Origin of the sequence: Sphingomonas sp. (assembly GCF_045810705.1) — a bacterium.
Taxonomy (GTDB): Bacteria; Pseudomonadota; Alphaproteobacteria; order Sphingomonadales; family Sphingomonadaceae; genus Sphingomicrobium.
This window is the reverse complement of sequence record NZ_JBJMVI010000019.1, coordinates 348545-360683: the sequence shown is the minus strand read 5'-3', so window position 1 is coordinate 360683 and position 12139 is coordinate 348545. Positions and strand designations below refer to the sequence as shown.

At 65.2% G+C, this 12139-nt stretch carries 13 protein-coding genes; 1 reads left to right on the top strand and 12 read right to left on the bottom strand.

Going from position 1 to position 12139, the window contains the following annotated elements; genetic code table 11:
* Position 1: 1 nt before the first annotated feature.
* The 10 genes from ACJ8FR_RS11345 to rpsB all read right to left on the bottom strand — a co-directional run bounded on the left by ACJ8FR_RS11345 (position 2) and on the right by rpsB (position 10231).
* Positions 2-589, bottom strand: coding sequence for an OmpH family outer membrane protein (locus ACJ8FR_RS11345; RefSeq protein WP_407828730.1), 588 nt, complete (start codon positions 587-589; stop codon positions 2-4).
* A complete protein-coding gene (gene bamA, locus ACJ8FR_RS11340) occupies positions 589-3234 on the bottom strand; it encodes an outer membrane protein assembly factor BamA (protein ID WP_407828729.1) in 2646 nt (881 codons plus the stop codon). The genes ACJ8FR_RS11345 and bamA overlap by 1 nt, the downstream gene beginning before the upstream one ends.
* A gap of 120 nt (positions 3235-3354) precedes the next feature.
* Complete coding sequence (locus ACJ8FR_RS11335) at positions 3355-4467, bottom strand: M50 family metallopeptidase (RefSeq protein ID WP_407828728.1); 1113 nt, start codon at positions 4465-4467, stop codon at positions 3355-3357.
* A gap of 1 nt (position 4468) precedes the next feature.
* Positions 4469-5629 carry a 1-deoxy-D-xylulose-5-phosphate reductoisomerase gene (locus ACJ8FR_RS11330; protein WP_407828727.1) on the bottom strand — a complete coding sequence of 387 codons (1161 nt, stop codon included), beginning with the start codon at positions 5627-5629 and terminating at the stop codon, positions 4469-4471.
* The gene (locus tag ACJ8FR_RS11325) at positions 5626-6258 is read right to left on the bottom strand and encodes a phosphatidate cytidylyltransferase (RefSeq protein WP_407828726.1); all 633 of its coding nucleotides are present in this window, start codon (positions 6256-6258) and stop codon (positions 5626-5628) included. Before ACJ8FR_RS11325 ends, ACJ8FR_RS11330 begins: the two co-directional genes overlap by 4 nt.
* Positions 6255-7028 (bottom strand): isoprenyl transferase, encoded by a 774-nt coding sequence (locus tag ACJ8FR_RS11320; RefSeq protein WP_407828725.1) that lies wholly within the window; start codon positions 7026-7028, stop codon positions 6255-6257. The genes ACJ8FR_RS11325 and ACJ8FR_RS11320 overlap by 4 nt, the downstream gene beginning before the upstream one ends.
* Positions 7025-7585 (bottom strand): ribosome recycling factor, encoded by a 561-nt coding sequence (frr, locus tag ACJ8FR_RS11315; RefSeq protein ID WP_407828724.1) that lies wholly within the window; start codon positions 7583-7585, stop codon positions 7025-7027. The genes ACJ8FR_RS11320 and frr overlap by 4 nt, the downstream gene beginning before the upstream one ends.
* Positions 7586-7589: 4 nt before the next feature.
* Complete coding sequence (pyrH, locus tag ACJ8FR_RS11310) at positions 7590-8312, bottom strand: UMP kinase (RefSeq protein WP_407828723.1); 723 nt, start codon at positions 8310-8312, stop codon at positions 7590-7592.
* 91 nt (positions 8313-8403) lie between these two features.
* A complete protein-coding gene (gene tsf, locus ACJ8FR_RS11305) occupies positions 8404-9348 on the bottom strand; it encodes a translation elongation factor Ts (RefSeq protein ID WP_407828722.1) in 945 nt (314 codons plus the stop codon).
* 127 nt (positions 9349-9475) lie between these two features.
* On the bottom strand, positions 9476-10231 hold the full coding sequence (gene rpsB / locus ACJ8FR_RS11300) for a 30S ribosomal protein S2 (protein WP_407828721.1): 756 nt from the start codon (positions 10229-10231) through the stop codon (positions 9476-9478).
* A gap of 198 nt (positions 10232-10429) precedes the next feature.
* Between rpsB and ACJ8FR_RS11295 the strand changes: the two genes are divergently transcribed.
* Positions 10430-10651, top strand: a complete 222-nt coding sequence (locus ACJ8FR_RS11295; protein ID WP_407828720.1) for a hypothetical protein — start codon at positions 10430-10432, stop codon at positions 10649-10651.
* Here ACJ8FR_RS11295 and ACJ8FR_RS11290 read toward each other — a convergent pair.
* Together ACJ8FR_RS11290 and ACJ8FR_RS11285 are read right to left on the bottom strand one after the other, a co-directional pair.
* Positions 10614-11339 carry a CDP-alcohol phosphatidyltransferase family protein gene (locus tag ACJ8FR_RS11290; protein ID WP_407828843.1) on the bottom strand — a complete coding sequence of 242 codons (726 nt, stop codon included), beginning with the start codon at positions 11337-11339 and terminating at the stop codon, positions 10614-10616. The two genes, ACJ8FR_RS11295 and ACJ8FR_RS11290, sit on opposite strands and share 38 nt — an antisense overlap.
* Positions 11340-11377: 38 nt before the next feature.
* Entirely contained in the window at positions 11378-12118 is a 741-nt protein-coding gene (locus tag ACJ8FR_RS11285; RefSeq protein ID WP_407828719.1) for a phosphatidylserine decarboxylase, read from the bottom strand.
* Between the last annotated feature and the right edge of the window lie 21 nt (positions 12119-12139).

The following is a 12139-nucleotide window of genomic DNA, read 5'->3' as shown; positions in this document are numbered from 1 at the left end:
TCTAGCGGCCCTGCGGTTGCGGCGTCGCGGGTGCGGCGGGGGCGTTCGTCTGGATCGCCGGCAGGGCGACATTGAGCCCCGCAACCACATCATTGGACACATCGAGCGCGCTCGCCGTCGCCAGCGTCGAGCCGACTTCGACCATGAGGTTGGCGCCACGACGTTGCATCACCTGACTGTAGATAGGGCCGAGCTTGTCGCCGATCTGCTTCTGGACAAATTGCTGATTGCGCTGGATTTGCTGCTGCTGTCGCTGAAGTTCCTGCGCCGCTTGCTGTTGCTTGTTCTGGAAAGCCGTGATGCGCGCCTTAAGCGCGGCGTCCGGCTCCTTGCCCCCGAGGGCATCCACCGCGGCCTGAAGCGATTTGCCTTCGGTCTGGAGCGGCGTGGCCAGCGCGCCTTCGCGGCCCTGGTACGCCTGAACCTGCGACCTCAGCGCCGCCGCCGCGGTCTTGCACGCGTTGCAATTGGTGCTGACCTTATCGAGGTCGACCACCGCGACGATGGCTGGCGGAATGGCTTGCGCCTCAGCGACTGTCGGGAGCGCCATCGGAGTGGCGAGCGAAGCGAACATGAGCATTTTTTTCATCAGAATTGAGTTCCTACGTTGAAGCTGAACAATTTCGTGTCGTCGCCCTTCTGCTTCATCAACGCCTTTGCGAGGTCGATGCGAAGCGGTCCGAAGGGCGAAACCCAGTTAACGCCGATGCCGATCGACAGGCGCGGCCTCGGCGAGTTGCCGAGGAAGCGCTCCTGGAAGCCGGGGGTCGCTAAGAACAGTGCCGGGTCGTGAGCGACGCCGTTCGAATCGACACTGCAATTCGCCGCTGATGTGGTGAACGGCACGTCGGTGGTGGTGGTTGCGATCGGGGTGCAAATGTTGCGCACATCCTGGAGAAGCGGCGAAGTAATGCTCCACAGCGAGCCCGCGTCCAGGAAAGCCGACGGCCTCAGGCCCAGACTCTTTAGCCCCGAGCTGAGCGGGAACTGCAGCTCAAGCCGGCCCATATAATAGGCGCGTGCGCCGATGGCGTCGGTAATGACAGCCTTGGTCAGATCGAGCGTGCCGTCGGCATTGTAGGGAACGCGCTGGATGCGCGGGCCGAGGCCACGGATGTCGAATCCCCGCAGGCCGATGTCGAAGAAGCGGTCGGTCAGGCGGACAGCGTCACGTCCGGGGCCCGGCGATTTCTGGAGCGGAGCGATATAGCCGCCCTCGCCGTGCGCCGAGAAGACCCAGCCGCCACCGATCGACTTGAACTTGGTGGCGTCGATCCGCGAGCGGATATAACGCACGTTTCCGCCGAGGCCGGCGAAGTCCTCGGACCAGGTCAGGCGCTGGCCGCGTGTCGGGCGGATTCCGTCGGTGTCATCATACACGGTCGAGAAGCCGATGAGCGAGGTGAGCCGCTTGCCGATTTCGTCGCACAAATAGCGTCCGGCCTTGAGCGGATCGCAGACCGCCGGGAGGGGCCCTGCGCCGTCGGGATCGGTGTAGAACGTCGCCGGATCGAGCGAGATCCGATCGGTCTGGAGCGTATAGCGGCCGCCGAAGCTCCAATATTCGGTAATCGGGAAGCCCATCCGCAACGCGCCGCCGGTCGTGACCTGCGAATAGGTGGTGTTGCGGCTATTGCCGATGAAATTGAAGTTGCGGTAGTCGCGCCGGAAGAGGTTACCGCCAAACAGGATCGGCTTGTCGAGGAAATAGGGGTCGGTGAAACCCGCCTCGATCGACTTGGAATAGACGGACCAGTTGACCGACGCGTCGAGCGTCTGGCCCTTACCCATGAAATTGTTCTGGCTGACCGCGAGCTGGATGACGAAGCGCTCGAGGCTCGAATAACCGCCCGACAGCGACAGCTGCCCGGTTGGCTTCTCCTCGACATTCACGCCGAGCACCACGCGGTCAGGCGCCGAACCCTCGGTCTGCTTGATCTCCAGCTTCTCCTGGAAGAAACCGAGGCTCTGGATGCGGTCCTGGCTGCGCTTGACCCTCAACGCATTGAAGGCGTCGCCCTCGTTGAGGCGGAATTCGCGCCGGATGACCTTGTCGCGGGTCGAGGTGTTGCCGGTGATGTCGATCCGTTCGACATAGACGCGCGGCGTCGGCCCGACCTTGATGGTCAGGTTCATCACCTTCTTTTCGGCGTCGCGGTTGTAGGCCGGGTTGATGTCGGCGAACGCGTAGCCGAGGTTGCCGGCGGCCTCGTTGAGGTTGGTGACCGTGTCCTCGACCAGCTTGGCATTGAACCATGCGCCGGGCGTGATGTTCGCCAGTTTCACGATCTGCGCGTTGGGGAAATCACGCAGAGCGCTGTCCGCCTCGACGGTGCCGAAGCGGTAACGCGGGCCCTCGTCGACAACGTAGGTGATGACAAAATCACGCCGATCGGGAGTGAGCTCGGCAAGCGCTGAAACGACCCGGAAATCGGCATAGCCCTGGGTTAGATAATAGGCCCGCAATTTCTGCTGGTCGGCGGCCAGGCGATCGGGGTCGTAGGTATCGTTCGACTTGAGGAAGCCGAGGACGCCGCCCGACTGGCGCGTGTACATCTCCTTGCGCAGCCGCTCGTCGGAGAAGTGGGTGTTGCCGAGGATGTTGATCGCCCGAACCTTGGCGAGATCGCCCTCGTAAATCTCGAACACCACGTCGACGCGATTCTGGTCGAGCTGGACGATTTTGGGATCGACGCGCGCGGCAAATCGGCCCTGGCGCCGATAAAGCTCGAGGATTCGGTCGACGTCCGCGCGAACCGCGCTGCGGGTAAATATCTGCCGCGGAGCGAGCTTGATCTCCGGTGTGATCTTATCGTCCTTGAGGCGCTTGTTGCCCTCAAGGATGATGCGGTTGATCACTGGATTCTCGCGGACGTTGATGACGAGGTCGCCGGTCTCGGCGCCGCCGATCGTTACGTCGGCGAAAAGCTGGGTCGCGTAGAGATCCTTGAGCGCCTGATCGAGCGTCGCGGCGGTATAGGTCTGACCCGGAGCGAGGTTCGCGTAAGCCCGGATGGTCTCCGGCTCGAGACGCTGGTTGCCGTGGACGCCGATCGAGCGAATCGTCCGCACGGCCGGCGCGGGCGCTACGGCGGGCGCGATCGTGGCCGCTGGTGTCTGGACTGTCGGCTGCGCGGTGGCGGGCGCTGCGGGCCGCTGCGGTGGCGGCGCCGGAGCGACTTGTGCGAGGAGCGGCGTGGATGTGCCACCGAGCACCGTTCCCACCATGAGCATTGCGCCGGCGCGCCGGCTAAAAGTCTTCGACCTTGAAATCACGCGTCCCCGCCTTGTGTGCCAATGGTGCTGCGGCGCGCTCCGCCGCCAAGCCCCGATTACTGCCCTGCCCCAAGCCTTCTAGCCAATCAAGCGCTGTAGCCGGTCCCACAGGCCAAGTGAGCCCAAATCGTTGACGGTCGTGAAGAGAACGAGTGCAAGAATGACGGCAAGTCCACCGCGAAACGCCCATTCGAGCGCCCGAGCGCTGATTGGACGGCGGCGGATTGTTTCGACTGCATAGAAAAACAGATGCCCTCCATCCAGCATCGGGACTGGCAACAGGTTGATGAATCCCAGATTAATTGAAAGCAGCGCCAGCAGCTGAACAAAGGGCAATGCGCCCAATGACGCTCCCTGGCCGGCGATCTGCGCGATCCTGATCGGTCCCCCGATCTCCTTGGTCGAAACGCGCCCACGGGTCATCTCGATGATTCCGTCGACGATCGAGCGCGTGATCAGCCAAGTGTAGCGGGTCGCGTCGGGGATCGCGCGGTAGATCGGCAGAGGCGCCGGCGATACGCCGAGTATCCCGCGCCTGAACTTGTGCCCAAGGGCGTCGGGCGCGTCGTCCGAGGCTAAATGAACTGCGACCTCCCGAACCCGCTGGCCGCGTTCGACGCGCAGCTGCACAGTCTCACCTGGGTGTGCGACAACAACCGACTGGATAACCGTGAAATTGGCCGTCTCGCGGCCGGCGATCGACAGAATTCTGTCGCCCGGTTGCAGCCCGGCCGATGAAGCGGCGGTTTTGGGGAGAACCTTGCCGATGACGTTGGTGCTCGGGCCGCCCAGCGTCATGAAGATCGCCGCGAAGATCAGGATGGCGAGCAGGAAATTGGCCGCTGGACCGGCGAGCACGACGAGGAACCGCTGCCATACCGGGCGCAACTGGAACGCCCGCTCCCGCAGATGCGCGGGGATGGATTCCATTTCCGCCGGACCGCTTGCCGGCGTCATGTCGCCGACGAACTTCACGTAACCGCCAAGCGGCAGCCAGGCGACCTTCCAGCGCGTTCCGAGCTTGTCGGTCCAACCGACGATTTCGTGCCCAAAGCCGATCGAAAAGGTTTCGGCGGGGATGCCGAAGAGCCGCGCAACCAGATAATGGCCGAGCTCGTGGAAGAAGACGATCGGACCCAGCGCGCAGAGGAACGCGACGAGTACGAGCCAGAGGGGTGGATTCGGCAACATCTTAGGGGCAGCTCGCTGTCATCATGGCCTTCGTACGGTCGCGGGTCACGCGGTCGATCTCCAATACATCGCCGATTGAGTGCGGCGCATCGTAAGCCGCACTGCTAAGCGCTTCCTGAACGAGACGCACGATGTCCGGAAACCGGATATGGCCAGCAAGGAAGCTCGCCACGGCGCCTTCATTGGCGGCGTTGAGGACGATGGGAGCCGCCCCGCCCGCTTCCAGCGCTTCGCGAGCGAGGCGCAACGCCGGGAATCGCTCCAGGTCGGGCGCTTCGAAGTCGAGGCGCGCGATTGTTGCCAGGTCGAGGCGCTGCGCGGGGGTTGCGATCCGCTCCGGCCAGGCGAGTGCATAGGCGATCGGGATCCGCATGTCCGCGGTGCCCAGCTGGGCCAGTACCGAGCCATCGACGAATTCAACCATCGAATGCACCACCGACTGCGGATGGACGAGAATGTCGATCCGCTGGGACGGCAGTTTGAACAGATAATGGGCTTCGATCAGCTCGAGCCCCTTGTTCATCATCGTCGCCGAATCCACGGAAATCTTCGCGCCCATCGACCAGTTCGGATGAGCGACGGCTTGGGCCGGGGTGGCGGCACCGATGATCTCGGCGGACGCAACGCGAAACGGCCCGCCGCTTGCGGTCAGGATTATCCGTGAGACGTCATCACCACGGTTACCGGCAAGACATTGAAAGATAGCATTATGTTCGCTGTCTACGGGAAGTATCGTCGCGCCGCTTGAGGCTGCGGCGTCGGTCATCAGCGCGCCGGCCGTGACCAGCGCTTCCTTGTTGGCGAGAGCGACCGTCTTGCCCGAATCGACTGCCGCCATCACCGGTTTCAGGCCCGCGCAGCCGACGATTGCCGCGATGACCAGCTCAGCCTCGCCCGCAGCCGCTTCAAGAAGCGCATCCTCGCCCGCCGCGACGCGGCAGGTCGTGCCGACGAGCAATTCGGCAAGTTGGCTGTAGCGGGCTTCATCGGCGACGACCGCGAGCTTCGCGCCAGTGCGCCGGACAATATCCGCCAGCGCTTCGACGTTGGTCGCGGCCGTGACCGCGGTCACTTCGAATGCATCGGGGTTGCGTTCGACGAGGTCGAGCGTCGACTTGCCGATCGAGCCGGTGGCCCCGAGGATGGCGATCTTGCGGGTCACGTCAGCCCTAATAGCTGCGCAGCGGCCGCCAGCACAGCCACGGGCACGAGGCCGTCGAGGCGGTCGAGGACGCCGCCATGCCCCGGAAGCCAGTTGCCGCTGTCCTTGATCCCCGCCCGCCGCTTCATCCAGCTTTCGAACAGGTCGCCAAGCTGCGCCGCGATCGCCAACAGCGGCGGCAAGGCGAGCAGCGGTTTCCCCAGCCCCGTCGCCAGCGCCCAGCCGCCGCCGAACAGCGTCGCTGCGAACATGCCGCCGTAAAGCCCTTCAACCGTTTTGTTCGGGCTGATCGACGGGGCGAGCTTGCGCTTGCCGAACTTGCGGCCGGCGAAATATGCCCCGATGTCAGTCGCCCACGTCACGATGAACGCCCAGATCAGCAGCTCCAGGCCATGGGCGTCGCGTTCACGCACCCACAGCAAAGCGAGTGCTGGAAGAAGCGCGTAGATGAAGCCTGATATATACCAGACAGCACCCCAGCCACGGACGATACGGGTCCATTCGTAGAACATTGCAGTGGCGACTGCAGCGACGAGAACGGCCAGCACATATCCGCCCTGGACCGCCGCCAGCAACGCGACGGCGACGAGGATCAGGCCGGTGGCGGTGCGGACGAGAAGCTCGTTCAAGCCGCCGACCCTCGCCCGCCGAACCGGCGCTCGCGCGCGGCGTAAACTTTGAGTGCCTCCGCGAACGTCTGCTCGTCGAAGTCGGGCCATAGCGTGTCCACAAACAATAGCTCGGCATAGGCCGCCTGCCACAGCAGGAAGTTCGATAACCGCTGCTCGCCGGAAGTGCGGATCAACAGGTCGAGCTCGGGCAGGCCGGCAGTCTGCAACTCGGCCCCAATTGCCGCCTCATCGATCGAGGCGGGGTCGATCTCGCCGGCGGCTGCCTTCACTGCCAGGCGCCGGGCCGCGGCCGTGATTTCGGCACGCGATCCGTAGCTCAGCGCAATGACCAGCGTCAGCCGGTCGTTCGACGCGGTCCGCTCGACCGCCTTCTCGAGCCGGTCAACCAGCTCTCCGCCGAACGCCGAATGATCGCCGATCAATCTCAGCCGCACTCCTTCCTTGTCGAGCGTCTTAATCTCGCGCTCCAGATAGAAGCGCATGAGCGCGGTGAGGTCGGCGATCTCTTCCGTGCTGCGCCGCCAGTTCTCCGACGAGAAGGCGTAGATGGTGAGCACTTCAACACCATGATCGGCCGCAGCCTGAAGCGCACGCCGGACCGCTTCTGCACCGGCGCGATGCCCCGCCGCTCGGGGCAGCCCGCGCTGCTTCGCCCAGCGGCCATTGCCGTCCATGATGATCGCGACGTGCCTTGGTATCGGGCGCGGAACCCTGTTGCCGCTTCCGGGCCCGGCCGCGCCCTCGATCGGGGCCGGTGCCAAAGTCACTTGCCGAGGATTTCCTTTTCCTTGGATGCAGCGGCGTCGTCGATCTCGTTGATCGTTTCGTCAGTGAGTTTCTGCACTTCATGCTCGAGCCGCTTGCGCTCGTCTTCGCTGATCTCGTGCTTTTTCTCATCGGTCTTGAGATGCTCCATCCCATCGCGGCGAACGTTGCGCACCGCGATGCGCGCCTTTTCCGCATATTGCCCGACGAGTTTCGCCAGCTCCTTGCGCCGCTCCTCGGTCAGTTCCGGGATTGGCAGGCGGATCATTTGGCCGTCGGTAATCGGATTAAGTCCGAGCCCGGCGGAGCGGATCGCCTTTTCTACCGGGCCGACGTTCGAGCGGTCCCACACCTGGACCGAGAGCATCCGCGCTTCCGGAGTCGATACCGTCGCCACCTGGTTAAGAGGCATGTTGGATCCGTAAACCTCGACATGGACGGGATCCAGCAATGCGGTCGAGGCACGGCCGGTGCGCAGACCGCCGAGGTCGTGCTTCAGCGCCTCGACCGCGCCGTGCATGCGGCGCTTCAGATCAGCGGTGCTGACGGTGGTCGTCATGTCCTTACTCCCCAGTCTGGACGATGGTCGCGATCCCGCGCCCGGCCAGCACTTCGGCAAGATTGCCGGGCTGGCGGACGTTGAACACGACGATCGGAATATTGTTGTCGCGGCATAAAGCCACCGCGGCGGCGTCCATCACCTTGAGGTCGTCGCTCAGCACCCGGCCGAAGCTGACCGTGTCATAGCGCTCGGCACCGGCGACCTTCTTCGGATCGGCGGTATAGACGCCGTCGACGCTGGTACCCTTGAACAGCGCGTCGCAGCTCATCTCGGCGGCGCGCAGCGCGGCCGCGGTGTCGGTCGTGAAATAGGGATTGCCGGTACCGGCCGCGAACAGCACGATCCGCCCCTTCTCGAGGTGCCGCAGCGCGCGCCGCCGAATGTAAGGCTCCGACACGCTCGCCATCGGGATCGCCGACAGGACGCGCGTATCGGCGCCGAGCTTCTCGAGCGCGTTCTGCAGCGCCAGCGCGTTCATCACCGTCGCCAGCATCCCCATATAATCCGCCGTCGCCCGATCGAAACCCTTGGCGGCGGCGGCCATGCCGCGGAAGATGTTGCCGCCGCCGACGACGACACACAGCTCATGCCCCTGCGCCTTGGCGGCGGCGATCTCGCCGGCCATGCGGTCGACCGTTTCCGGGTCGATGCCGAACTGGCCCGTCCCCATCAAAGCTTCGCCCGACAGCTTGAGCAGGATGCGGTTGAAGCGCGGGCGGGTCATGCGGCGGTTGATTCCCCAAGATGCAACGAAGGCGGCTCCGCCTTTATGGCCGAGCCGCCCGGTTGCCAACTGCTTAGCGGCGGTCGCGTGGTTAGGCGACCGGTTCCGCCCTGGACGTGCCGGCTGCGGCGGCGACTTCGGCGGCGAAGTCTTCCTGCTTCTTCTCGATGCCCTCGCCGAGCTGGAAGCGGACGAAACCGATCAGCTCGATGCCGGCGCCGGCGTCCCTGGCGGCCGCGGCGAGGACCTCGGCGACGGGCGTCTTGTTGTCCATCACGAACAACTGCGAGATGAGCGCATTCTCCTTGCGGAACTTGGCGAGACCGCCTTCGACCATCTTGTCGACGATCGCCTGCGGCTTGCCGCTCTCCTTCGCCTTCTCGAGGGCGATCGACCGCTCGCGCTCGATCAGCGCCGCGTCGAGGTCCTCCGCCGTCAGCGCCAGCGGGTGCGCGGCGGCGACGTGCATTGCGATTTGCTTGCCCAGCGTCTGGAGCGTCTCGGCCGGAGCGCCGCTCTCGAGCGCGACGAGAACGCCGATCTTGCCGAGGCCGGGAGCGACCTGGTTGTGGACATAGGACACGACCGCGCCCTCGGTCACTTCGAGCACCGCGGCGCGGCGCAGCGACTGGTTCTCGCCGATCTTCGCGATATTGTCGGTCAGCTTCTCCTGGACGGTGCCGCCGTCCGGATAAGCGGCGGCGCCCAGCGCCTCGACGTCGGTGCCGCGCTCGAGCGCCAGCCTGCCGACGTTCCTGACGAAGTCCTGGAACAGCTCGTTCTTGGCGACGAAGTCTGTTTCGGAGTTGACCTCGACGACCGCGCCGCGCTTGCCCTCGACAACAACCCCGACCAGCCCTTCGGCCGCGGTTCGGCCAGCCTTCTTCGCGGCCGCGGCAAGACCCTTGGAGCGGAGCCAATCGATCGCGGCTTCCATTTCCCCTTCGTTCTCGGCGAGCGCCTTCTTGCAGTCCATCATGCCGGCGCCGGTGCGCTCGCGCAGTTCCTTCACTGATGCGGCCGTGATCTCAGCCATCTGAATTTTTCCTCTGATCTCCCCTCCCTCGCGAGGGAGGGACCGGGGGTTGGTATTTGGCAAGTTGGAAAGGTGGGGACGTTCGACCCACCCCTCAATCCCCTCCCTGCCCGGGAGGGGAAAAAGATCAGGCTTCCAGCGCGGCCTCGACGGGCGGCTCGGCCATCTCGCCGACGTCCTGCCCGCGCGCGGCGGCATTGCCGGCGCGGCCTTCGCCGATCGCCTGGGCGACGGCGTCGGTGTAGAGGCGGATCGCGCGGCTGGCGTCGTCGTTGCCGGGGACCGGGAAAGCGATCCCGCTGGGGTCGCTGTTCGAATCGAGGATGGCGACGACGGGAATGCCGAGCACGTTGGCCTCCTTGATCGCGAGCTCCTCCTTGTTGGTGTCGATCACCACCATGACGTCGGGAAGGCCGCCCATGTCGCGGATCCCGCCGAGGCTCTTCTCGAGCTTGTCGCGCTCGCGCGTCAGCTGGAGGACTTCCTTCTTGGTCAGGCCGGCGGTGTCGCCCGACAGCTGCTCCTCGAGGCTCTTCAGGCGCTTGATCGAGTTGGAAATCGTCTTCCAGTTGGTCAGCATACCGCCGAGCCAGCGGTGATTGACGAAATGCTGGCCCGAGACCTGCGCGGACTCGGCGATCGCGTCCTGCGCCTGGCGCTTGGTGCCGACGAACAGCACCTTGCCGCCGCGGGCGACGGTCTGCTGGACGAAGTCGAGAGCGCGGGCGAACAGCGGCACCGTCTGCGACAGGTCGATGATGTGGACCCCGTTGCGGTCGCCGAAGATGTACGGCTTCATCTTGGGGTTCCAGCGGTGGGTCTGGTGGCCGAAATGCGCTCCGGCCTCGAGCAATTGCTGCATCGTGACGACGGTGGTCGCCATAGGTCTTCTCCTTCCGGTTCTGCCTCGATGGAGCCAAGTCACCAGCCTTGCGGCCGGCACCGGGATGTAAGCTCCATCTGTGGAATGCGGCGGCCCCTAGCCCAAGCGGCCCCGCGTTTCAAGCGCAGCGCTCATGCGAAGCCGTGGCTTGACACATGAGAACAAATCAGGAACATAGCCGCCTCCAAGGAGGATGCGATGACGGCAGCAATGGGCACCCTGATCTTTCTTTCCACCCTGTGGTTCCTGGTGGTCGTGGGTGCGGCGGTTCTTGAGGAAAGCGGCGCCAAGATCGCCGCCGCCCTCAAGGGCAGGCAAAACGTGCCGTCGCCGCTCCGGCTTTCCGTCACAGCTGGGCAAAGCCGCAGCCGGCACGCTCAGCCTAGGGGCGTGCCCGTAATCTGGCGCGCCGCCGCTTGACCCGCTCGTAGCTGGCGAAGGCGACCGGGATCATCAGCAGGTAAAGGACGGCGAGCCCGAGCAACGTCGGCCATGGAGTCACGATCAGCGCGGCGCCGAGCAAGGCGATTCCGGCGAGCGCGAAGAGCCGCCAGGCGCTGCGGACGCGAATACTCGCCCAGCTGTAGGTCGGCAGGCTCGAGATCATCAGCGCGGCGATGAACAGGGTCCACGGCATCACCGCCTGCCAGGCGTGGAACCGCTCGTCGCCGGTGATCAGCCACAGATAGATCGGCACGAACGCGAGGCCCGCGCCGGCCGGCGCCGGTACCCCGGTGTTGAACCCCGCCGACTTGTGCGGCTGCTCGGCGGCGTCGAGCCGGGCGTTGAACCGCGCGAGGCGAAGCGCGCAGCACACTGCCAGCGCAAGCGCGGCAATCCAGCCGAAGCGCGGTGCGGCCTGCAGCGACCACAGGAACAGGATCAAGGCCGGCGCGGTGCCGAAAGCGATATTGTCGCTCAAGGAATCGAGCTCCGCGCCGAAGCGGCTTTCCGCGCGCAGGAGCCGGGCGATGCGTCCGTCGATCCCGTCGAGCACGCCGGCGAGGACGATCGCTCCCAACGCCCGCTCCCACTCGCCGCGGATTGCGAGGCTGACCCCGGTCAGCCCCATGCACAAAGCGACCGCGGTCACCGCGTTGGGAATCATCGCACGGAACGGGATCCGCCGGGGATCCCGCTCATCGGTCACTGGCTGATCCCGGTCAGGGTCACGTCGACGCCGATCTCGGCGAGCACGGTCTCACCGGCGATCGCCCGTTGGCCAAGCAGCACGCGCGGCGACGTCCCGCTTGGCAAATAGACGTCGACCCGGCTGCCGAAGCGGATGAGCCCGACGCGCTGCCCGGCGTCGACCGTGTCGCCCTGACGGACGAAGGCGAGGATGCGCCGCGCGACCAGGCCGGCGATCTGGGTGAAACCGATCCTCAGCCCGTCGGCGCCTTCGATCAGCAGATGTTGGCGCTCATTGTCTTCGCTCGCCTTGTCGAGGTCGGCATTGACGAACTTGCCGGGGACATAGGCGACGCGCGTGATTCGTCCGGAGATCGGCGCCCGGTTGATGTGGACATCGAACACACTCATGAAGATCGACACGCGCGTATAATCCGGGTCATGCAGCCCGTCGGACCCGCGCAGCTCGGCCGGCGGCGGCACCTTGGCGATCATCGTCACCAGGCCGTCAGCGGGCGCGATCACCAGGCGATTTCCGCGCGGCGTGGTGCGCACCGGGTCGCGGAAGAAGCTCGCCACCCAGATCGTCAGGCCGACCAAGAGCCAGCCGAGGATGCCTGCGTGCAAGACGAAGGCGAGCAGCGCCGCAGCGCCGGCGCCCACGGCAAATTTCCGGCCTTCCGGATGGACCGAAGGGAAGCGCCACTTGACTGTTGTCATCGGCAGCGGACTGTCATGCTTGTCGAGGTTGGGCATGGCGGGTTCCTTAGTGGCGGC

Bases quoted from the DNA above. Each gene is read 5' to 3' on its own strand.
- frr (WP_407828724.1), bottom strand. From the start codon at position 7,585: ATGACGACCACCGTCAGCACCGCTGATCTGAAGCGCCGCATGCACGGC.
- ACJ8FR_RS11335 (WP_407828728.1), bottom strand. From the start codon at position 4,467: ATGTTGCCGAATCCACCCCTCTGGCTCGTACTCGTCGCGTTCCTCTGC.
- bamA (WP_407828729.1), bottom strand. From the start codon at position 3,234: ATGCTCATGGTGGGAACGGTGCTCGGTGGCACATCCACGCCGCTCCTC.
- rpsB (WP_407828721.1), bottom strand. From the start codon at position 10,231: ATGGCGACCACCGTCGTCACGATGCAGCAATTGCTCGAGGCCGGAGCG.
- tsf (WP_407828722.1), bottom strand. From the start codon at position 9,348: ATGGCTGAGATCACGGCCGCATCAGTGAAGGAACTGCGCGAGCGCACC.
- ACJ8FR_RS11285 (WP_407828719.1), bottom strand. From the start codon at position 12,118: ATGCCCAACCTCGACAAGCATGACAGTCCGCTGCCGATGACAACAGTC.
- ACJ8FR_RS11290 (WP_407828843.1), bottom strand. From the start codon at position 11,339: ATGATTCCCAACGCGGTGACCGCGGTCGCTTTGTGCATGGGGCTGACC.
- ACJ8FR_RS11345 (WP_407828730.1), bottom strand. From the start codon at position 589: ATGAAAAAAATGCTCATGTTCGCTTCGCTCGCCACTCCGATGGCGCTC.
- ACJ8FR_RS11295 (WP_407828720.1), top strand. From the start codon at position 10,430: ATGACGGCAGCAATGGGCACCCTGATCTTTCTTTCCACCCTGTGGTTC.
- pyrH (WP_407828723.1), bottom strand. From the start codon at position 8,312: ATGACCCGCCCGCGCTTCAACCGCATCCTGCTCAAGCTGTCGGGCGAA.